Origin of the sequence: Zhengella sp. (assembly GCF_041397485.1) — a bacterium.
Taxonomy (GTDB): Bacteria; Pseudomonadota; Alphaproteobacteria; order Rhizobiales; family Rhizobiaceae; genus Zhengella.
Genome location: NZ_JAWKWO010000001.1, coordinates 873,608 through 893,484 on the forward strand (window position 1 = coordinate 873,608; position 19,877 = coordinate 893,484).

The window sequence follows — 19,877 nt, forward strand, 5'->3', positions numbered from 1 at the left end:
GATGGGGCAATCCGGGGCGGCGCCGCAAGGCGCCGCCCTTTTCCTTTTGGCGCAAGTGCCGCCAAGGCGCGCGGGCTTGCAAGCGCGCGTGCCTTGCTGCCATACCTGCTGCATGAGCGAGAGCAAGACCGACGCGCCACGCCTGCGCCTGCGCATTCTCTTCGGGGACGATGCCATGCTGGGCCCCGGCAAGGCAGACCTGCTGGAGCGCATCCGCCAGACCGGCTCCATCGCGGCGGCCGGCCGCACGATGGGAATGAGCTACAAGCGCGCCTGGAGCCTGGTGGAAGAGATGAACCGATTCTTCCGCGATCCGCTGGTTTCGAGCGCGCGCGGCGGGGCTTCAGGAGGTGGCGCCAGCCTCACGCAGGCCGGAGAGCAGGTGCTGTCACTCTATCGCGCCATCGAGGATGAAACGGCGGCCGCCAATGCCGGCCGGATCGTCGCGTTACAGTCCATGCTGGCCGATATGTCCGGCGATAAATAACGCTTGCCTGCCAGTGTGTCCGTTGCGATATTTCCCGCCAGACATATTGCCTTGGCAGATGAAGGAACGACCACCATGCGGTCCACGAACGGACACCCGATGCGCCGCTTAGCCGTTGCGGCGCTGGCCGCCCTCGCCTGGCCTGCGATGCAGGCGCCGGTCCGGGCCGATGATGTTCTCGTGTTCGCCGCTGCCTCGCTCAGGAACGGGCTGGACGACCTTGCCTCGCAATGGCAGGCCAAGACAGGCCATACGGTAACCGTTTCCTATGCGGGGTCGGGCGCACTGGCGAGGCAGGTTATGGCGGGTGCGCCTGCGGACATCTTCATCTCCGCCAATACGGGCTGGGCCGACGCAGTGGACAAGGCCGGTCTCGTGGCAGAGGGTGGACGGCGCGACATCCTGTCCAATGCGCTGGTGCTGATCGCCCATGGCAAGGGGGGCGGACAGGTTGCCATCGGGGCGGAACTGGATCTGCCCGCACTGCTTGGCGATGGCAAGCTGGCCATGGCGATGGTCGATTCCGTGCCTGCCGGCATCTATGGCAAGGCGGCGCTGAAGACGCTTGGCCTTTGGGACGCGGTCGCGCCCGCGGTCGCGCAGACGGACAATGTGCGCGCGGCGCTGGCGCTGGTCGCCGCCGGCGAAGCGCCTTACGGCATTGTCTATGCAACCGATGCCGCCGCCTCGGACAATGTCACCATCGCCGGCGCCTTTCCTGCTGACAGCCATCCGCCGATCGTCTATCCGGCTCTTCTCCTGAAGGATGCTGCCGACCCCGCGGACAGGGCCTTTTTCGAGGCCCTTTCGGGGCAGGAAGCGGAAGCCGCCTTCACCAGACAGGGATTCAGCGTGTTGAAGTGATCGCGTGACGGACTGGCTTTCACCGGAGGAATGGCAGGCGGTGGCGCTGTCGCTGCGGGTGGCCGGCGTGGCGACGCTGGCCAGCCTGCCGTTCGGGCTGTTCCTGGCCTATGCGCTGGCGCGCTGGCATTTTCCCGGCAAGCAGATCGTCAACGGGATCGTTCACCTGCCGCTGATCCTGCCGCCGGTCGTCACCGGCTACCTGCTTCTGCTGACCATGGGGCGCCGAGGCCTGATCGGCCAGTATCTCGATGAATGGTTCGGCATCGTCCTTGCCTTCCGCTGGACCGGCGCCGTGCTGGCGGCGGGCATCATGGCCTTTCCGCTGATGGTGCGGGCCATGCGACTGTCCATCGAGGCGGTCGACCCGAAGCTGGAGGAAGCGGGTGCGACGCTGGGCGCGTCGCCGGCCTGGGTGTTTCTCACCGTGACCCTGCCGATGATCCTGCCGGGCGTGATTGCCGGGGCGATCCTCGCCTTCGCCAAGGCCATGGGCGAATTTGGCGCCACCATCACCTTCGTCTCCAACATTCCGGGCCAGACGCAGACGCTGCCCTCGGCGGTCTATGCCTTCCTTCAGGTGCCGGGCGGAGAGGCCTCGGCCGCGCGCCTCGTCGCCGTGGCCATTGCCGTCGCAATGACCGCGCTGCTGCTCTCGGAATTCGTGGCGCGGCGGGTGGCGGCCCGCGTCGGGAGCGGCTGATGCTGGAGGTTGCGCTGAAGCATGATTTCCAGGGTTTCGGGCTGGACGCCGCCTTCGCTGCGCCCAATGGCGTCACGGTCCTGTTCGGGCGGTCCGGATCCGGCAAGTCGACCATCGTCAAGGCCGTTGCAGGGCTCTTGCGACCCGATAGCGGACGGATCACCCTTGGCGGCGACGTTCTTCTCGACACCGCGCGCGGCATCGCCTTGCCGCCGCATCGCCGCCGCATCGGCACGGTCTTCCAGGAAGGGCGGCTGTTTCCGCATCTGACAGTGCGCCAGAACCTTGCCTATGGCCGCTGGTTCGCCCCACGCGGCGCGCGGCAAGAGAATGCGGACCATGTCATCGACATGCTCGGCATCGGCCATCTTCTGGACCGCCGGCCGGGCCTGCTGTCGGGCGGCGAGAAACAGCGCGTGGCCATCGGGCGGGCCCTTCTGTGCTCGCCGCGCCTCATCCTGGCGGACGAGCCGCTGGCGGCACTGGACGAGGCACGCAAGGCGGAGATCCTGCCCTATTTCGAGCGGCTGCGCGACGAGGTGGCCGTGCCGATCCTCTATGTCAGCCATTCGGCATCGGAAGTGGCACGGCTGGCGACGACCGTCGTGGCGCTGGAAAACGGCCGGGTGGTGCGCCAGGGTCCGCCGGGCGACGTGCTGGGCGACCCGTCCGTCACGCCACTCGGCTCACGCGAGGCCGGCGCGCTCATCGAAGCGCGGGTGGTGCGTCATCACGAGGACGGGCTGAGCGAACTGGAAGCCGGCGGCATGGTGCTTTTCCTGCCGCATCTTGCCCAGGCGCCAGGCCGGAGCGTGCGCGTGCGCATCGCCGCCCATGACGTGATTCTCGCCCGGCAACAGCCGGAAGGCCTTTCGGCACTCAACATCCTGTCGGGTACGGTGTCGGAGATCCGCGAAGGCGGGGGGCCCGGCGCCATGGTGGCCATCGACACGCCGGCGGGCCGCGTTCTGGCGCGTGTCACACGCCGCTCCGTCGCCGCGCTCGGCCTTGCGCCTGGGGCACCGGTTCATGCCGTCATCAAGACCGTTTCCGTGGCGCCCGCCGACATTGGCGGACAGCCGCCGTCGGTCTGAACGCCGGCCCGCCGCCAAAGCCGCGACGTCCTGCCGCATGATCAATGACTTCACCGTTTTGTTTGCGAAACTGCAAATTCGGTTTCGCTGAAATCCCTAGGGTCCGGATCGAACGACACAAAGCGATCCGGAGCCGGGAATGCCCCGTCCAGCACAGACAGCACTGACAGCCTCGAAGACCGGGTTCCTCCGGCTTGTTTCCCTCCTTGTCACCGCCTTCCTGGCGGTGTTCCTTGCCCAGCAGAGCGTTGCGGCGGCGCCTCTGCTGGGCAATTTCCTCGCCAAGGCGCAGCCCTCGGACCTGGTTCCCGGCGCCGATGCCTACGGCCCGGTGCGCGAGGACATCGCGGTCGCGCCGGCGCTCAAGAACGGCGAGACCATCGGCTGGGTATTCCTGACCTCCGACTTCGTGCCGACAGCGGGCTATTCGGGAAAGCCGATCCACATCCTCGGCGGCGTTTCCACCGACGCGGTGATCACCGGCGTGCGCCTGGTCAAGCATTCAGAGCCGATCGTGCTCGTCGGCATCCCCGAAAAGCGCATCAAGGCGGTGACGGAAGCCTATGCGGGGCTGGACCTGAAGAAGGCCGCGGCCGGGCAATCCGACCACGACCTCGACATCGTCTCGGGCGCGACCGTCACCATCATGATCATCGACGACTCCATCCTGCGCGCCGGGCTGAAAGTGGCCAAGGGCCTGTCGCTCGGCGGACTGAAGGCCGATGAAGGGGCGGCCACTGTCACCCGCTCGGTCGATCGCTCCATCGATGCGGTGGAAGACTGGCAGACGCTGGCCGGCGATGGCTCGGTGCGCCACTTCACGCTCGATGTAGCCTCGGTCAACGCGGATTTCGCCGCGCTCGGCGACAAGCGCACCGAACGCCATGCAGAACCCGGGCCGGACGGCGATGCCTATGTCAATGTCTGGACCGCGCTTGTCAGCCAGCCTTCCATCGGCCGCAGCCTTCTGGGCGACGAGGAATACAGGAATCTCAAGGCGATGCTGAAGGAGGGCGAGGAAGCCATCCTTATCGCCGGCAACGGGCGCTGGTCCTTCAAGGGATCGGGCTATGTGCGCGGCGGCATCTTCGACCGCATCCAGGTCATCCAGGGCGAGAATTCGTTCCGGTTCCGGGACCGCCAGCACAAGCGGCTGGGCCGCATCGCAGCCGATGGCGCACCGGAGATGACCGAGACCGACCTTTTCATCATTCCTTCCGATGGCGGTTTCGATCCGGCGGAGCCGTGGCGGCTGCAATTGCTGCTGCACCGCCCGGTGGGCGCCATCGAAAAACTGTTCCTGACCCATGATCTGGGCTATTCGCTGCCAGCGCGGTTCATCGAGACCATGCCCGCACCCGCGGCATCCGTCACTTCGATGGAAACAGGCGATGCGGCGCATGAGGCCTCGGCCATCCGCGATGCGCTCTGGGCCCGCATCTGGGAGGCCAAGCAACCGCAAATCGTCGTGCTCGGCGTGGCGCTTGCCTTCCTGAGCGGCATCTTCTTCTTCCAGTCCCTGGCCACCCGCAACGATCGTGTCTTCGCCATCGTGCGCAATTCCTTCCTCGTCTTCACGCTGGTCTTCGTCGGCTGGTATGCCAATGCCCAGCTCTCGGTGGTCAATGTGCTGGCGTTCTTCTCCGCGCTGGTGAGCGATTTCCGCTGGGAAACCTTCCTTATGGACCCGCTGATCTTCGTGTTGTGGTTCGCCGTGGCGGCAGCCCTGCTGTTCTGGGCGCGTGGCGCCTATTGCGGCTGGCTGTGCCCCTTCGGTGCGCTGCAGGAATTGTCCAACAAGATCGCCCGCCTGCTGCGCTTCCCCCAGATCACCCTGCCCTGGGGCCTGCATGAACGGCTCTGGCCGGTGAAATACATGCTCTTCCTGGGACTGTTCGGCCTGTCGCTCTACTCGCTGGACATGGCCGAGCACTATGCCGAGGTCGAGCCCTTCAAGACGGCCATCATCCTGAAGTTCGACCGGCCCTGGCCCTATGTCCTTTTCGCCCTCGCCATGCTGGCGCCGGGCCTGTTCATCGAACGCTTCTACTGCCGCTATGTCTGCCCGCTGGGCGGCGGCCTGGCCATCCCTGCCCGGCTGCACATGTTCCGCTGGCTCAAGCGCTACAAGGAATGCGGCAATCCCTGCCAGCTCTGCGCCAAGGAATGCCCCGTCCAGGCGATCCACCCGACCGGCGAGATCAATCCGAACGAGTGCATTTCCTGCCTCAACTGCCAGGTCCTCTACCAGCACAAGACGAAATGCCCGGTCGTCGTGACCCGCGTGAAGAAGCGCGAGCGCCTCGAACGGTCCATCGGCCTCGCCCCTGCCTCCGGCAAGGGCCAGCCAGGTGTCAACTACAAGCCGAAGGCCGAGGCCGAGGCTTCCCAATCCCAAAAGCAGAAGGAGACTCTGTGATGAGTGACAACAAGATCAGCCGCCGCGCCCTGCTCGGTACAACCGCCAGCGGCGCCGCCGTCGCCGGCACCATGATGGCCACGGGCAGCGGCGCGCTCTTCGCCGCTTCGCGCCAGGCCGCGGCAGCGGAAGGCGCCTACCGGGAAGTGCATCCGGGCGAACTGGACAGCTATTACGGCTTCTGGTCCTCCGGCCAGTCGGGCGAGGTGCGCATCATCGGCATGCCGTCCATGCGCGAACTCGTTCGCATTCCGGTCTTCAACCGGTGCAGCGCCACCGGCTGGGGCACGACCAACGAAAGCCTGAAGATCCTGACCGAAGGCCTGCGCCCGGAATCGAAGGACTTCCTGGCCAAGCGCGGCATGCAGACCTACCACAATGGCGACCTGCACCACCCGCACATGTCCTTCACCGAAGGCACCTATGACGGGCGCTATCTCTTCGCCAACGACAAGGCCAATACGCGTGTCGCCCGCATCCGTCTCGACGTGATGAAGACCGACAAGATCATCGAGATCCCGAACACGTCCGACATTCACGGCCTGCGGCCGCAGAAATATCCGCGCACGGGCTATGTCTTCGCCAATGGCGAGCATCGCATCCCGCTGCCCAACGATGGTGTGATTCTCGACGACCCGACAAAATATGTCTCGCTGTTCACCGCCATCGACGGCGACACGATGGAGATCAAGTGGCAGGTGATCGTCGACGGCAATCTCGACAATTGCGATGCCGACTACAAGGGCAAGTATGCGTTCTCGACCTGCTACAATTCCGAGAACGGCGTGACGCTGGCGGAAATGACCGCCAACGAGCAGGATTGGGTCGTCGTCTTCAACATCAAGCGTATCGAGGAGGCCGTCGCCTCGGGCGACTTCAAGGAATACAACGGCGTCCCCGTCGTCGACGGCCGCCACGGCTCGCGCTACACGGCCTATGTGCCGGTGTCCAACAGCCCGCATGGCTGCAACATGGCACCCGACAAGAAGCACCTGTGCATCAACGGCAAGCTGTCGCCGACCGTTTCGGTGATCGACGTGGACCTGCTGGATGACGTATTCGAGAAAGGTGCGGAACCGCGCTCGGCCGTCGTCGCCGAACCGCAGCTCGGCCTCGGACCGTTGCATACGGCCTTCGACGGCAAGGGCAATGCCTACACGACACTGTTCCTCGACAGCCAGATGGCCAAGTGGAACATCGACAAGGCGATCCGCGCCTTTGCCGGGGAAGACGTGGACCCGATCATCCAGAAGATCGACGTCCACTATCAGCCCGGCCACAACCATACCTCGATGGGCGAGACGCTGGAGGCGGACGGCCAGTTCCTCATCTCGCTCAACAAGTTCTCCAAGGACCGGTTCCTCAATGTCGGCCCGCTGAAGCCGGAAAACGACCAGCTGATCGACATTTCCGGCGACGAGATGAAACTCGTCCATGACGGCCCGACCTTCGCCGAGCCGCATGACTGCATCATCGTGCGCGCCGACGTGGTCAACCCGGTCTCGATCTGGGATCGCGGGGATGCGATGTGGGAAGACGCCCGCATCCAGGCCGAGAAGGACGGGGTCGATCTCGACTACGGCGCCGACGTCATCCGCGACGGCAACAAGGTGCGTGTCTACATGCACTCCGTGGCACCGGCCTTCTCGCTGGACAAGTTCGAGGTCAACGAGGGCGACGAGGTCACGGTCTATGTTACCAACATGGACGAGGTGGACGACCTGACGCACGGCTTCACGCTCGGCAATCACGGCATCGCCATGGAAGTGGCCCCGCAGGCGACGGCGTCCGTCACCTTCACCGCCGACCGTCCGGGCGTCCACTGGTACTATTGCCAGTGGTTCTGCCATGCGCTGCACATGGAAATGCGCGGCCGCATGCTCGTCCATCCCAAGTCGGCCTGAGGCGGGAGACACGCCATGCTCAGCGCGCTCCGTCTCCTTCTGGCCGCGGGTCTTGCCGCCTCCGCCTCATGGGCGGGGGCAGCCGAGATCGCCGTGCCCGCCGGACCGGGCGCGCTGCAGCAGGCCATCGACAATGCCGGGCCGGGGGATGTCCTCCGGCTCGGCGCCGGACCCTATGAGGGGCCCGTCACCATCTCCAGACCGCTGACACTCCGGGGCAACGGGCAGAGCCTGGTCAAGGGACCGGGCAAGGGCACCGTCATTACCATCGAGGGCAGCGACGTCACGGTTTCCGGGCTTGCCGTGCAGGGCTCGGGCATCCGTCTCGACGACCTCGATTCCGGCATCGCCATCACCAAGACGGCGCAGAACGTGCTGATCGAGGGCAATACCGTGACCGGCAACCTGATCGGCGTGGACGTGCACGGCGGACGCGCGGTCATCGTGCGCGGCAACACGATCACCGGACGCAACGACCTGCGCAGGAACGAGCGCGGACCGGGCATCTATGTCTGGAACGCGCCGGGCCTGCTGGTCGAGGACAACACGATCGCCAGGGGGCGCGACGGCGTGTTCATCACCACGTCCCATCACGCGACCTATCGCAACAACCGCTTCTCGGAGCTGCGCTTCGCCTTCCACTCGATGTATGCCAACGACATCAGCGTGACCGGCAATGTCTCGCGCAACAACGACATGGGCTTTGCCTTCATGTTCTCGCGCAAGCTGACCGTGACGGGCAACATCTCCGACGGCGACCGCGAGCACGGCATCTTCATGAATTTCGCCAACCAGGCGGAGATCGCCGGCAACAGCGTCACCAATGGCGGCGAGAAGTGCCTGTTCATCTACAATTCCAACGGAAACCGCTTTTCCGGCAACCGGTTCGAGGGCTGCGGCATCGGCGTTCACTTCACCGCCGGTTCGGAGGGCAATGTCATGACCGGCAACGCCTTCCTGAACAATCGCACGCAGGTCAAGTATGTCGGCACGCGCTGGCTGGAATGGAGCCAGGACGGGCGCGGCAACTACTGGTCCGATCATGCCGGCTTCGACGTCAATGGCGACGGCCGGGCCGACAGCGTCTACAGGCCGAACGATCTCATCGACCACATCACCTGGAGCCAGCCGATGGCCCGGCTTCTGCTCGGCTCGCCGGCGGTGCAGCTCATCCGCTGGTCGCAGTCACGCTTCCCGAACCTGCTGCCGGGCGGCGTGATCGACAGCCATCCCCTCATGTCGCCGGAAGGTGCGGGCGCCGCCGCGACGAAGAACGAGAAAGGCGGTCAATCATGAGCCGCGAGCCCCTGCTTTCGGTCAGAACCCTGACCATCGATTTCGAAACCCTGCGCGCGCTGGACGCCGTTTCGCTGGCCGTGGCGCCTGGTGAGCGGGTGGCCCTGCTCGGCCATAACGGCGCGGGCAAGTCGACGCTGTTCAAGACCGTGCTGGGGTTCCTGCAACCGGCAGCCGGCGCCGTCACCATTGCCGGGGCGCAGCCGGGTTCGGATGCAGCGCGGCGCGCCGTCAGCTACCTGCCTGAACAGGTGGCCTTTCCCAAGGCCCTGACCGGTGCAGAGGTGATGGACTATTTCAGCCGACTGAAGAGCGCCGACCGTGGCGACTGCGCGCGCCTGCTCGAACGCGTCGGCCTGAAGGATGCCGCGGCACGGCCCGTCGGAAGCTATTCCAAGGGCATGCGCCAGCGCCTCGGCCTGGCCCAGGCACTGATCGGCAAGCCGCGCCTGCTGCTGCTCGACGAGCCGACCAGCGGGCTGGACCCGGTCTCGCGGCTGGAATTCTACGACATCATCGGCCGCATTGCCGACGAGGGTGCCGGCGTTCTGCTGTCCTCGCACGCGCTGACCGAGGTGGAGGCGCGCACCGACCGCGTGGCCATCCTGTCGAAAGGCAGGCTGGTGGCCGACGGCACGCTGGCTGCCCTGGCCGCGCAGGCGCGGCTTTCCATGTCGGTTCGCATCGAGGCGCGCCACGGCCGTGCGGATGCCGTGCAGGCGCAGCTTGGCGGGCGGCGGGTCAATGGCCGCTCGGTCATTCTCGATTGCGATCCGGCCGGCAAGATCGCGCTGTTCGGCCGGATCGGCGGCCTTGGCGATGACATCGCCGATGTCGAGATCGCGATGCCGACACTCGACGACATCTACAAGCATTACAGCCACAGGGCCAAAGCGGAGGCCGCATCATGACTTTCCTGCGTCGCACTTATGCCATTGCCCAGACCGAATTGCGCGTGGCCGCACGCAACCGCTGGGTTTTCCTGTCCACGCTGGTTTTCGTGCTTTTCGCGCTGGCGCTGGCCTTTCCAGGCGTCGGTGCGGCCGGCATGAAGGCCGACGTCCTGACGCTAGCCAGCGCTGCGCTGGCCACGCTCTCGGTCTATCTCGTGCCGCTGATCGCGCTGCTGCTGGCCTATGACAGCTTTGCCGGCGAGATCGAACGCGGCACGCTGGCGCTGATCCTGGCGAGCCCCGTGCGGCGCGGCGAGGTGCTGGCAGGCAAGTTCCTCGGCCTGTTCGGCGTGCTGGCCTTTGCCGTGGTCACGGGTCTTTCCATTGCCGCGCTTGCCGCAGGCAGCGTCTACGGTTTCACCACGGACGGGGCATGCGCGATCACGCGGCTTGCCGGCACGGCCCTGCTGCTCGGCGCCGTCTTCCTGGCGCTCGGAATTGCCGTGTCCATCAAGGCACGGCGCACCGGCACCGCGGCCGCCGTGGTGTTCGGCCTGTGGCTCGCGGCGGTGGTTCTCTACGACCTGGCGCTGCTGGCCGGCGTGGTCGCCGATGCCGACGGTTTCTTCGCCCGCTCGGTCTTTCCCTGGCTGGTTGTCGCCAATCCGGGCGACGCCTTCCGCATCTACAACCTTGCTGCGCTGGGCAATGGCGCGGAAGCCTCCGGCATAGACAGTCTGGCGCGCACCCTGCCCTTCGACCCGGCCCTGGCGCTTGGCGTGCTTGGCCTCTGGCTGGCCGCCATGCTCGCCGCCGGGCGCCGCTTCCTGAGGAGACTGACCCCATGAGACGCCTGCTTCTTGCCGCCGTGGCGAGCCTTGCCATGGCATCCGCCCTGTCCGCCTGCAAGGACGAGACGGCCTCCGTGCGCCCCGATCCGGTTACCATGACCGAGGAAGCCGTCGGCCATTTCTGCCAGATGTACGTGCTCGACCATGCCGGGCCGAAGGCACAAATCCACCTGGCCGGTTTCGACAAGCCGCTGTTCTTCTCCCAGGTCACCGATGGGGTTGCCTATCTGAAAGGCATCGAGCGTGACGGCGACATCACCGCCATCTATGTCAGCGACATGGCGGCGGCCAGGTCGTGGGGTGAGCCGGGTGCCGACAACTGGATCGACGCGACCAATGCCGTGTTCGTCATCAACAGCGCACAACCGGGCGGCATGGGACTTCCCGAGGCCATCCCGTTTGCCTCGCAGGAAAAGGCCGAGGCCTTCATCCGGGCAAAGGGCGGCATGGCCGTCAGCCTCGACGCCATACCGGACGCCTATGTGCGCCCGCCGCAGGACATGACCGCCAGCATCGGCGCGGACACGCCCGCAGCACCGCAATGAGGATCAAACCATGACCGCCTCCGCACGAAAGAAACTCAATCGCCGCCGCGTGCTTTTCATTGGCGCGGCACTGGCAGGCGCCGCGCTCGCGCCGTCCGCCCTGGCTGCACCTGAGCAACCGGTGGCGCATTGGCGCGGTGTCGCACTGGGCGCCGACGCCACGTTGCAGCTCGCCGGTGTCTCGCAAGACGACGCCGCACCGGTGTTCGCCGCCATCGAGCGGGAAATTACCCGGCTGGAAGACATCTTCAGCCTCTACCGGCGCGACAGCGCGCTTTCGCGCCTGAATGCCGAAGGCATGCTCGATGCCCCGCCGCCTGAACTGATTGAACTTCTGGGCACGGCGCGGACGGCCTGGCATGCGACGGACGGGCTGTTCGATCCGACCGTGCAGCCGCTCTTCAGCGCCATGGCGGGGCACTACACGGCCGGGCGGACGGACCGGCCCACGCTCGACGGCGCGCTGGCGCTTGTCGGCTTCGGCAAGGTGCAGTTCGACGCCGGTTCGGTCCGTTTCGCCCGGCCGGGCATGGCAATGACATTCAACGGGATCGCCCAGGGCTATCTGACAGACCGCGTGACCGCACTTCTGCGCGCGCAAGGTTTCGACAATGTGCTGGTTGATCTCGGCGAGATCCGGGGGCTTGGCCCCGGGCGGCATGGCGGCGGCTGGCGGGTCGGGCTCGCCCGTCCAGGGGCAAACGGCGCCATGCCGCATTTCATCGACGTTCGCGACCGCGCGGTGGCCACCTCCGCCATGCTCGGCACCACGTTCGACCAGGCCGGTTCGGCAGGCCATATCCTGCATCCCGTTCATGGGGTTGCCGCCGCATGGCGCAAGCAGGTGACTGTTCTGGACAGCAGCGCGGCGCGCGCCGATGCCCTGTCGACAGCGGCAACGCTGATGGACGACGCGCAGGTCGATCGCCTTCGCGAAGGCGGTGCGGTGGTTATGGCTTATCCGATGCAAGCGGGCACTGCATGACATGCGGAACAATCCGCGCAAACGAAAAGGCCGGGCGCGATGCCCGGCCTTTCTGCTTTTCAGCGTCTTGCGAAATCAGTTGTTGCCGAGTTCGGCGAACAACGCATCGAACTTCGCCTTGGCCTTCTTCGGCGTTTTCGCCGCCTTGGCTTCTTCCGCATTGACCGGTTCTCCGACAGCGATCAGCATGACCATGCCGAGGCCGTAATGCGGCTTGCAGCGCACGCCATAGACGCCTTCCTTGTCCAGCGTGACGGCGATTTCCTTGCCAAGCTTGCCGGCGAAGGGTTCGGCGCCTTCGGGAACCATGCCCTTGACGGTTTCGGCATTGTGCCCCTTGTCGGTGGGCAGAAAACGAATGGTGTCGCCCGGCGCCGCACGCACAAGCGCCGGCTCGAAAACCATGGCGCCGGCCTCGCCCTTGTTCAGCATCTTCACCTCATGCTCGGCAGCATGGGCAGCGGAGGCAACAAGCCCGGCAAGTGCGGCAGCACCGAATGCCGCGGCAAGGCGGAGTTTCATCTTCATCGTGTCATTCCTTTTTTACGTTTTGCCTTGCGGCTCTGGCCGCGCATGTCTCCTAGGCCGCATCGCGGAGGCGGACTTTGCGTTTCGGCAAACAGAAAGACATCGCCGGGATTGGCGGAAAACAGGCCGCGTTGTTTGCGCCGGAACAATGAAGGCACCGCATGGGAAGGCTATGACAGCATGAAATGTTGAAACGCCGCCGGCCGGTCGGGCCGGCCCTTTGTGGAACAGTTCATGGCCGAGCCGCGCCGATTTTCGACCGACATGACCATCGAGGAGGTGATGGACGCCTGGCCGGACACCGTTTCGGTCGTCCTGCATCACGGGATGTTCTGCGTCGGCTGTCCGATCGCGGGGTTCCATACGGTCGTGGATGCAGCCCATGAACACGCTGTCGACCTGGAGCGCTTCACGACCGATCTCCAAGGCGCGATCGAGGGCCCGGGCGGGAAGTCCTAGGACTCCTTCTTGCCCTGACTGACCAGCATGAGGCGGTGGGGATCGGTGACGCTGATGCGCTTGCGCCCGCTGCGGATCATGCCCTGCCCTTCCCAGGCGCTCATCAGGCGGCTGACCGTGTGCAGGGTCGTGCCTGTCATGTCGGCAATGTCCTGGCGCGAGACCGGAAAGTCGATCTCGATACCGTCTTCCGTCTTGCGCCCGGTCTGGCGCACCAGCCGCAGAACCGCATTGGCCACACGCTGTTCGACCTGGGCCAGCGACAGTTCCACGACCCGGTCCTGGGTTTCCTGCAATCGCATGCCCACCGTCTTGTAGGCATTGGCGGCGAAGAGCGGGAAGCGGGCGGTCAGGTCCGGCCAGACGCTCATCGGCCACCATACCAGGACACAATCGACGGCGGCCACGGCCGTCGCGGGATAGGTGTCCCGCCCGATGGCCGGTGCAATGCCGACCAGCGAACCAGCGGCGATGTAGCGGGCGATCACCTGCTGGCCGTCCTTCGTGGTCTGGACAACGCGCAGGGCGCCATCGAGCAGCAGGAAGAAGCGGTTTGCCTCGCCACCCTGCTCGAAAACGGGGCTGTCCCTTTCCACGCGCAAGGCGCTGGCATGTTCCAGCACTGCGTCGAGATCCTCGTCATCAAGCCCCTGGAAAACATCGATATCGGCAATCAGAGTCCGGTTCAGTCTGGCCATGTCGTTCCCGAAATTGCGTTTGCGCAACGATGTGCGCGGGCCGGGCAGCCATAAGTCGATCGTTCAGGCTCGCTGTGAACCGGGCCGGCCCAAAGACAAGCATACGGAGGCGATCCATGCCCATTCCAAGGCTCAGGCAATACAACGGACCGGCCATCATGTCATATGGTTTCCGTCCGTTTTTCCTCTTTGGAGCCCTTTTCGGCGGACTGGCGATCCTGACATGGGTTCTCGTGCTGGATGGCCTCATCCGTTTCGAGCCGGCCGCCGGCGTGCTGGACTGGCACGTGCACGAGATGATCTTCGGCTTCCTTCCGGCCATCGTGACCGGCTTTCTGCTGACCGCCGTTCCGAACTGGACAGGCCGCCTTCCGGTGCAGGGCAAGGGTCTGGCCATGCTTACCGGCGTCTGGCTGGCCGGGCGCATCGCGATGGCCGATCCGGGCTGGCTCGGGCCGCTGGCTGTGGCTGTCATCGACCTTGCCTTCCTGGCTTGCGTCATGGGGGTGATCGCCAATGAAATCATCGCGGGGCGCAACTGGCGAAACCTGAAAGTGCTTGTGCCACTGACGGTGCTGTTTGCCGGCAATGCCGTGTTCCATCTCGAACTGCATCTCGAGGGAACCAGCGATTTCGCGCGGCGGATGGGCATGGCAGCGGCGATCATGCTGATCATGATCATCGGCGGGCGGATCATTCCCAGCTTCACCCGCAACTGGCTGGTGCGGGAAAATCCCGGCCGCTTGCCAGTGCCCTTCGGCCCGGTGGACAAGGGCGCGCTCGTGCTCAGCGCCGCTGCCCTCATCGCATGGATCATCCTGCCCATGCATCCGGCCACCGGCCTGGCGATGATGGCCGCCGGCCTGGCCAACCTCATCCGGCAGGCGCGCTGGACCGGGGAACGCACGGGACGCGAACCGCTGGTGCTCATCCTGCACCTCGCCTTCCTCTTCCTGCCGCTCGGCTTTGCCCTGGCCGGTGCCGCGGCGCTCATGCCCGATGCGGTGTCAGCCGCCGCCGGCATGCATGCCTTCGGTGTCGGCGCCGTGGGTGCCATGGTGCTGGCCGTCATGATGCGGGCAACGCTCGGGCATACCGGACAGGCGCTGACCATGGGTCGTGGCGCAAGACTGGTTTTCGCATGCCTTGTCGCCAGCGCGTTGCTGCGCATCTATGCCGCGCTGGAAAGTGCCGGACAGGCATGGCCGCTCACCGCATCGGGCCTCTTCTGGGCCGCCGCCTTCCTCGGTTTCGGTCTCCTTTTCGGCAAGGCCCTGGTCTCACCGCGCGCCTAGAACTGTCCGTTTCGGTCGAAAGCGCTGCAAGGCGCCTGACCCGGGGAAACGAACCGGCCGCCGGGCGCTCCATGCAGGTTCGCCCGGCACATCGTGCGAACCGTTTTGAAAATTTTTCCAAACGGTGAAATTCTTATATTTAAAATATCGAAATCTTGGATAAAGTTGATTGCCGGAATTTTCCGGGTTGTGGGGTGATTTCTGTCACTTTGCATTTTGATTATTGTATGATGGTTTCGGGGGCCATGGCAGAACATCTGATTGATCGATTCCGATCCACTTCGGCGGGACTGGAAAAAGCCATTGCCGAGGACAACAGGGAACTGGTCGGGTTTCTCGATCGGGAATTGCAGGCAGCGTGGAACGACATCATGGAATTCAAGCCGCGTTCCTTTTCGGATACACGCGCGCTTATTTCCTTCTTCGTCAAGATATTGGCCCCGGAGGCAGGTGTGTCCCACATACAGTCGGAAGCAGCGGGCCGGATTCTCGCGCTGGTGGCCGATCCACCGCCGGCACATGCCGGGACGGGCCACGCCATGTCCTCAACATGAGGGACGAGCCGCGCCGGCGCCTTCGCCGAGAGCCTACAGATGCATTTCGCTCTTGCGGTCGAACAGCTTCGCCTTGCCCATTTCCACCTCGAAGCGGAACGGCGTTCCCGGCGGCCTGGCATCCTGCGGACGCACGCGTGCGATGGTATCGGTGCCGGCAATCGAGAAGATGATCATCGTGTCAGGCCCGGTCGGTTCAACCACGTCGACCGGACGTTCGAAGACATAACGGTCGGGTCCGGGCAGTTCCGTACCGGCGGCGAAAATGGTCTCCGGGCGCAGGCCCAGCACCACGTCGCGGCCTTCCTGGCCTGCCACGCGTTCCGCCAGACGGCCCGGCAGCGGAAAGACGAGTCCGTCGCCGGTATCCACGGAGATCCCGGCCTCACCCGTCACGAGCCGGCCCGGCAGCATGTTCATGGGCGGCGACCCCATGAACCCGGCCACGAAAGGTCCACGGGGTGTTCGTAGATGGTTTCCGGATCGGCATATTGGCGGATATTGGCCATTGTCCATGACGGCGATGCGGGTGGCCAGCGTCATCGCCTCGATCTGGTCGTGGGTGACATAGACGATGGTGCGGCCGAGCCGCTGGTGCAGCTTCTTGATCTCGGTGCGCATCTCGATACGCAGCTTGGCGTCGAGATTCGACAGCGGTTCGTCGAACAGGAAGACGTCCGGATTGCGAACCAGTGCGCGGCCCATGGCGACACGCTGGCGCTGGCCGCCGGACAATTGCCCGGGCTTGCGGTCCAGCAGCCGGTCGATATGCAGCAGTGACGAGACTTCGGCCACCGCCGTTTCCTGCTCTGCGCGCGGCACGCGGCGCGTGACCATGCCGAAGGTGATGTTGTCGCGCACCGACTTCGTCGGATAGAGCGCATAGGACTGGAAGACCATGGCGATGTCGCGGTCACGCGGCGGCACGTCATTGACGATGCGGCCGCCAATGCGGATATCGCCGCCGGAGAGGGTTTCGAGCCCGGCGACGAGGTTGAGCAGGGTGGACTTGCCGCAGCCGGACGGCCCGACAAGCACGATGAACTCGCCCTCGCCTATTTCCAGGTCGATGCCCTTGATGACCTCGGTGGTGCCAAAGCGCTTGGACACCTTTTCCAGCGTGATGCCTGACATGGCCTATCCTTTCACCGCACCGGCGGCCAGGCCGCGCACGAAATAGGTTCCCGCGATCACGTAGACCGCCAGCGTCGGCAGCGCCGCGATGATGGCTGCGGCCATGTCGACATTGTATTCCTTCACGCCGGTCGATGTGTTGACGACGTTGTTGAGCGCGACGGTGACCGGGTTGCTGTCGCCCACGGTGAAGGCGACACCGACAAGGAAGTCGTTCCAGATCTGGGTGAACTGCCAGATCACAGTGACCACGATGGCCGGTATCGACATGGGCAGGACGATGCGGAAAAAGATGGAGAAGAAGCCGGCGCCGTCGATCTTGGCGGCATGGATGATGCCATCGGACACGCCGATGAAGAAATTGCGGAAGAAAAGGGTGGTGAAGGCAAGGCCATAAATGGTGTGGACGAGAATGAGGCCGGGAATGGTGCCGGCCAGCCCCATCATGCCCAGTGTGCGCGCCATCGGCAACAGGATGACCTGAAACGGGATGAAGGCGCCGAACAGCATGAGCGCGAAGATGATGTCTGCCCCGCGAAAGCGCCATTTGGTCAGCGCATAGCCGTTGAGCGCGCCCAGCAGCGTGGAAACGAAGACCGCCGGCACGACCATGGCGACAGAGTTCATCATGTAGGGTTTCAGCCCGTCGCAGCGCACGCCGACGCAGGCCTGGCTCCAGGCTTTCGCCCAGGCATCGAAGCTGATGCTGCCGGGCGGACTGATGAGCGTGCCGGTGCGGATTTCCTCCAGCGACTTCAGCGACGTGGAAATCATCACCAGGAGCGGTGCGAGGTAATAGAGGCAGAAAAGCGCCAGCGCCGCATAAAGCGAAATTCGCGCCAGCGTCTGCCGCCAGCCCTTCTTGCGGACAATCCCTCCGGATGCCGGTGCGCTCATGGCCCGCCCCTTCTCAGTTCGGAATAGAGATAGGGTACGATGATGGCCACCACCGTCATCAGCATCATGATGGCGCTGGCCGCCGCCACGCCCAGTTCGGAGCGCTGGAAGGCGAAGGAATACATGAAGGTGGCCGGCATGTCGGTAGCATAGCCCGGCCCGCCGCCGGTCAGGGCGATGACGAGATCGAAGCTCTTGATGGCGAGGTGGGCCAGGATGATGATGGTGGACAGGAAGACCGGCCGCATCATCGGCAGCACGATGCCGGTATAGGTGCGCCAGGGGCCTGCACCGTCCATGGCCGCGGCCTTGAGGATCTCATCGTCGACAGACCGCAGCCCGGCCAGGAAGAGCGCCATGGCATAGCCCGACGATTGCCAGACGCCGGCCATGACGACGGTGTAGATCGCCATGTCGGAATTGACGAGCCAGTCAAAGGTGAAGCCCGTAAAACCGGCTTCATGCATCAGCCGCTCGATGCCGAGACCGGGATTGAGGATCCATTTCCACACCGTGCCCGTGACGATGAAGGACAGCGCCATGGGATAGAGATAGACGGTCCGGATGACGCCTTCGGCGCGGATGCGCTGGTCCAGGAGAATGGCCAGCAGGATGCCGATGGCGGTGGATATGGCAATGAAAAGCGCGGAGAAGACAAAGAGATTGGTCAGCGCCACATACCAGCGCGGCGTCTGCCACAGCCGCTCGTATTGCGACAGGCCATCCAGGTCGTAGACGGGCATGACGCCGGAGCGGGTGAAGGAGATATAGGCCGTCCAGGCAATGAAGCCGTAGACGAAGAACAGCGAGATGGCGAAGAGCGGGGAAACCACGATCTTCGGCAGCCAGCGCTCGACGGCATGGCTGAAACTGGAATGGCCGGTTCGCGTGCTCATGGCGCATGCGCGCGGCCGGGACGATTGCGCCCCGGCCACGCCCGACCTTCTATTGCTGGGCGCGCTTGACGGCGTCGGCCAGCATCTGCACCGCGTCAGCCGACGCCATGTCGGAATTGAAGAAATTCGTCACGACATCAAGGAACTCGCCACGCACCGAGCGCGGGATCGCCATTTCATGGGCCATGGAGGGCACGAGCGTGTCGTTCTCGATGGCCTTGAGCAGGTCCTCATGCGATTTCTTCGCACACATGTCGAACTTGTCGAGCGCCACGTCTGTGCGTGCCGGAATCGAGCCCTTGGCGAGGTTGAAGGTTTCCTGGAAGCCCGGCGACATGATGAGGCTCGCAAGAACCTGCTGGCCCTTGAGGCGGTCCTCGCCCGACACCTTGAAGAAGGTGAAGCTGTCGGAATTCAGGATGAAGCCGTTGCCCGGCGTTGGCGCGCAAAGGAAATCCTTGCCCGGCTCCTTGCCCGCCGCCAGGAATTCACCCTTGGCCCAGTCGCCCATGATCTGGAAGGCAGCCTCGCCCTTCATCACCATGGCGGTGGCCAGGTTCCAGTCCCGTCCGGAGAAGTTCGCGTCGACATAGCCGCGCATGCGGCGCAACTGGTCGAAGGACTTCACCATCGTCTCGCTGGTCAGCGCTTCCTGGTCGAGTTCGACAAGCGCCTTGCGGTAGAAATCGGCGCCGCCAATGCCAAGGACCACGTCCTCGAAGACCGTGGCATCCTGCCAGGGCTGGCCACCATGGGCAAGCGGGGTGATCCCCATTTCCTTCAGCTTGTCCGCCATGGTGTTGAATTCGTCCCAGGTCTTCGGCATGTCGGTGATGCCGGCCTTGGCCAGCACGTCCGGATTGGCCCAGAACCAGTCGACGCGGTGGATGTTGACCGGCGCGGCGACGTATTTGCCGTCATATTTCATGATACCGGCAAGGGCCGGCGGCAGCACGCTGTCCCAGTTCTCGCTCGCGGCCACGCCCTCAACGTCGTTGAGCGCGCCCTGCTCGGCCCATTCCTGGATGCCCGGACCCTTCAACTGCACGGCAGCGGGCGGATTGCCAGCCACGACGCGGGCGCGCAGCGCTGTCATCGCAGCATCGCCGCCACCACCCGCAATGGGCGAATCCTCCCAGGTTCCGCCCTGCTCCTCGAACGCCTTCTTCAACTCGCCAACGGCCTTGGCCTCACCGCCTGACGTCCACCAGTGCAGGACCTCGACGGTCCCGTCCGCGCGCGCCAAGCCGGTCGCAGCGGCGCCGATGGCGACAGCCGTTGCCAGTATCTTCATATGCTGGAACATCGCTTTTTCCTCCACCTGGTTCGGCCCGCGACCGCGATACAGGTCGCCCGGAGACCGCCGTTCATCCTC

19 protein-coding genes and 1 pseudogene are annotated in these 19,877 nt (G+C 64.8%); 14 read left to right on the plus strand and 6 right to left on the minus strand.

What is annotated here, in order from left to right; translation table 11 throughout:
• Positions 1 to 112 precede the first annotated feature (112 nt).
• The 11 genes from R3D65_RS04125 to R3D65_RS04175 all read left to right on the plus strand — a co-directional run bounded on the left by R3D65_RS04125 (position 113) and on the right by R3D65_RS04175 (position 12,041).
• A complete protein-coding gene (locus tag R3D65_RS04125; protein ID WP_371273969.1) occupies positions 113 to 487 on the plus strand; it encodes a winged helix-turn-helix domain-containing protein in 375 nt (124 codons plus the stop codon).
• A 99-nt stretch (positions 488 to 586) separates the two neighbouring features.
• A complete protein-coding gene (gene modA, locus R3D65_RS04130; protein WP_371273970.1) occupies positions 587 to 1,351 on the plus strand; it encodes a molybdate ABC transporter substrate-binding protein in 765 nt (254 codons plus the stop codon).
• A 4-nt stretch (positions 1,352 to 1,355) separates the two neighbouring features.
• The gene (gene modB, locus R3D65_RS04135; protein ID WP_371273971.1) at positions 1,356 to 2,054 is read left to right on the plus strand and encodes a molybdate ABC transporter permease subunit; all 699 of its coding nucleotides are present in this window, start codon (positions 1,356 to 1,358) and stop codon (positions 2,052 to 2,054) included.
• Positions 2,051 to 3,148, plus strand: coding sequence for a molybdenum ABC transporter ATP-binding protein (modC, locus tag R3D65_RS04140; protein WP_371274357.1), 1,098 nt, complete (start codon positions 2,051 to 2,053; stop codon positions 3,146 to 3,148). The genes modB and modC overlap by 4 nt, the downstream gene beginning before the upstream one ends.
• Positions 3,149 to 3,287: 139 nt before the next feature.
• Positions 3,288 to 5,567, plus strand: a complete 2,280-nt coding sequence (locus R3D65_RS04145; RefSeq protein ID WP_371273972.1) for a 4Fe-4S binding protein — start codon at positions 3,288 to 3,290, stop codon at positions 5,565 to 5,567.
• On the plus strand, positions 5,567 to 7,471 hold the full coding sequence (nosZ, locus tag R3D65_RS04150; RefSeq protein WP_371273973.1) for a TAT-dependent nitrous-oxide reductase: 1,905 nt from the start codon (positions 5,567 to 5,569) through the stop codon (positions 7,469 to 7,471). Before R3D65_RS04145 ends, nosZ begins: the two co-directional genes overlap by 1 nt.
• A gap of 15 nt (positions 7,472 to 7,486) precedes the next feature.
• Entirely contained in the window at positions 7,487 to 8,767 is a 1,281-nt protein-coding gene (locus tag R3D65_RS04155; RefSeq protein ID WP_371273974.1) for a nitrous oxide reductase family maturation protein NosD, read from the plus strand.
• Positions 8,764 to 9,678, plus strand: a complete 915-nt coding sequence (locus tag R3D65_RS04160) for an ABC transporter ATP-binding protein (RefSeq protein WP_371273975.1) — start codon at positions 8,764 to 8,766, stop codon at positions 9,676 to 9,678. Before R3D65_RS04155 ends, R3D65_RS04160 begins: the two co-directional genes overlap by 4 nt.
• On the plus strand, positions 9,675 to 10,508 hold the full coding sequence (locus R3D65_RS04165; RefSeq protein WP_371273976.1) for an ABC transporter permease: 834 nt from the start codon (positions 9,675 to 9,677) through the stop codon (positions 10,506 to 10,508). Before R3D65_RS04160 ends, R3D65_RS04165 begins: the two co-directional genes overlap by 4 nt.
• Entirely contained in the window at positions 10,505 to 11,056 is a 552-nt protein-coding gene (locus R3D65_RS04170; RefSeq protein WP_371273977.1) for a nitrous oxide reductase accessory protein NosL, read from the plus strand. Before R3D65_RS04165 ends, R3D65_RS04170 begins: the two co-directional genes overlap by 4 nt.
• Positions 11,057 to 11,066: 10 nt before the next feature.
• Positions 11,067 to 12,041, plus strand: coding sequence for an FAD:protein FMN transferase (locus tag R3D65_RS04175; RefSeq protein ID WP_371273978.1), 975 nt, complete (start codon positions 11,067 to 11,069; stop codon positions 12,039 to 12,041).
• Positions 12,042 to 12,116: 75 nt separating this feature from the next.
• On the opposite strand, the gene R3D65_RS04180 is transcribed toward R3D65_RS04175, so the two are convergent.
• Positions 12,117 to 12,569 carry a pseudoazurin gene (locus tag R3D65_RS04180; RefSeq protein ID WP_371273979.1) on the minus strand — a complete coding sequence of 151 codons (453 nt, stop codon included), beginning with the start codon at positions 12,567 to 12,569 and terminating at the stop codon, positions 12,117 to 12,119.
• Between the two features lie 234 nt (positions 12,570 to 12,803).
• Here R3D65_RS04180 and R3D65_RS04185 point away from each other — a divergent pair, with 234 nt between their 5' ends.
• Complete coding sequence (locus tag R3D65_RS04185) at positions 12,804 to 13,028, plus strand: DUF1858 domain-containing protein (protein ID WP_371273980.1); 225 nt, start codon at positions 12,804 to 12,806, stop codon at positions 13,026 to 13,028.
• On the opposite strand, the gene R3D65_RS04190 is transcribed toward R3D65_RS04185, so the two are convergent.
• Complete coding sequence (locus tag R3D65_RS04190) at positions 13,025 to 13,726, minus strand: Crp/Fnr family transcriptional regulator (protein WP_371273981.1); 702 nt, start codon at positions 13,724 to 13,726, stop codon at positions 13,025 to 13,027. The two genes, R3D65_RS04185 and R3D65_RS04190, sit on opposite strands and share 4 nt — an antisense overlap.
• A gap of 116 nt (positions 13,727 to 13,842) precedes the next feature.
• On the opposite strand from R3D65_RS04190, the gene R3D65_RS04195 reads away from it, so the two are divergent.
• Together R3D65_RS04195 and R3D65_RS04200 are read left to right on the plus strand one after the other, a co-directional pair.
• Complete coding sequence (locus tag R3D65_RS04195; protein WP_371273982.1) at positions 13,843 to 15,021, plus strand: NnrS family protein; 1,179 nt, start codon at positions 13,843 to 13,845, stop codon at positions 15,019 to 15,021.
• A gap of 155 nt (positions 15,022 to 15,176) precedes the next feature.
• Positions 15,177 to 15,575, plus strand: coding sequence for a hypothetical protein (locus R3D65_RS04200; protein WP_371273983.1), 399 nt, complete (start codon positions 15,177 to 15,179; stop codon positions 15,573 to 15,575).
• A gap of 33 nt (positions 15,576 to 15,608) precedes the next feature.
• Here the strand turns inward: R3D65_RS04200 and R3D65_RS04205 are convergent.
• The 4 genes and pseudogenes from R3D65_RS04205 to R3D65_RS04220 all read right to left on the minus strand — a co-directional run bounded on the left by R3D65_RS04205 (position 15,609) and on the right by R3D65_RS04220 (position 19,808).
• Positions 15,609 to 16,709: pseudogene (locus R3D65_RS04205) on the minus strand (ABC transporter ATP-binding protein).
• A gap of 3 nt (positions 16,710 to 16,712) precedes the next feature.
• On the minus strand, positions 16,713 to 17,606 hold the full coding sequence (locus R3D65_RS04210) for a carbohydrate ABC transporter permease (protein ID WP_371273984.1): 894 nt from the start codon (positions 17,604 to 17,606) through the stop codon (positions 16,713 to 16,715).
• Positions 17,603 to 18,502, minus strand: a complete 900-nt coding sequence (locus R3D65_RS04215; protein WP_371273985.1) for a carbohydrate ABC transporter permease — start codon at positions 18,500 to 18,502, stop codon at positions 17,603 to 17,605. The genes R3D65_RS04210 and R3D65_RS04215 overlap by 4 nt, the downstream gene beginning before the upstream one ends.
• Positions 18,503 to 18,551: 49 nt before the next feature.
• The gene (locus tag R3D65_RS04220) at positions 18,552 to 19,808 is read right to left on the minus strand and encodes an ABC transporter substrate-binding protein (protein WP_371273986.1); all 1,257 of its coding nucleotides are present in this window, start codon (positions 19,806 to 19,808) and stop codon (positions 18,552 to 18,554) included.
• Between the last annotated feature and the right edge of the window lie 69 nt (positions 19,809 to 19,877).

Excerpts from the sequence above, each read along its gene's own strand:
- R3D65_RS04180 (WP_371273979.1), bottom strand. The coding sequence starts at position 12,569 with ATGAAGATGAAACTCCGCCTTGCCGCGGCATTCGGTGCTGCCGCACTT.
- modA (WP_371273970.1), top strand. The coding sequence starts at position 587 with ATGCGCCGCTTAGCCGTTGCGGCGCTGGCCGCCCTCGCCTGGCCTGCG.
- R3D65_RS04160 (WP_371273975.1), top strand. The coding sequence starts at position 8,764 with ATGAGCCGCGAGCCCCTGCTTTCGGTCAGAACCCTGACCATCGATTTC.
- nosZ (WP_371273973.1), top strand. The coding sequence starts at position 5,567 with ATGAGTGACAACAAGATCAGCCGCCGCGCCCTGCTCGGTACAACCGCC.
- R3D65_RS04125 (WP_371273969.1), top strand. The coding sequence starts at position 113 with ATGAGCGAGAGCAAGACCGACGCGCCACGCCTGCGCCTGCGCATTCTC.
- R3D65_RS04190 (WP_371273981.1), bottom strand. The coding sequence starts at position 13,726 with ATGGCCAGACTGAACCGGACTCTGATTGCCGATATCGATGTTTTCCAG.
- R3D65_RS04195 (WP_371273982.1), top strand. The coding sequence starts at position 13,843 with ATGCCCATTCCAAGGCTCAGGCAATACAACGGACCGGCCATCATGTCA.
- R3D65_RS04220 (WP_371273986.1), bottom strand. The coding sequence starts at position 19,808 with ATGTTCCAGCATATGAAGATACTGGCAACGGCTGTCGCCATCGGCGCC.
- R3D65_RS04165 (WP_371273976.1), top strand. The coding sequence starts at position 9,675 with ATGACTTTCCTGCGTCGCACTTATGCCATTGCCCAGACCGAATTGCGC.
- R3D65_RS04145 (WP_371273972.1), top strand. The coding sequence starts at position 3,288 with ATGCCCCGTCCAGCACAGACAGCACTGACAGCCTCGAAGACCGGGTTC.
- R3D65_RS04215 (WP_371273985.1), bottom strand. The coding sequence starts at position 18,502 with ATGAGCACGCGAACCGGCCATTCCAGTTTCAGCCATGCCGTCGAGCGC.
- R3D65_RS04210 (WP_371273984.1), bottom strand. The coding sequence starts at position 17,606 with ATGAGCGCACCGGCATCCGGAGGGATTGTCCGCAAGAAGGGCTGGCGG.
- R3D65_RS04170 (WP_371273977.1), top strand. The coding sequence starts at position 10,505 with ATGAGACGCCTGCTTCTTGCCGCCGTGGCGAGCCTTGCCATGGCATCC.
- R3D65_RS04175 (WP_371273978.1), top strand. The coding sequence starts at position 11,067 with ATGACCGCCTCCGCACGAAAGAAACTCAATCGCCGCCGCGTGCTTTTC.
- R3D65_RS04155 (WP_371273974.1), top strand. The coding sequence starts at position 7,487 with ATGCTCAGCGCGCTCCGTCTCCTTCTGGCCGCGGGTCTTGCCGCCTCC.
- R3D65_RS04185 (WP_371273980.1), top strand. The coding sequence starts at position 12,804 with ATGGCCGAGCCGCGCCGATTTTCGACCGACATGACCATCGAGGAGGTG.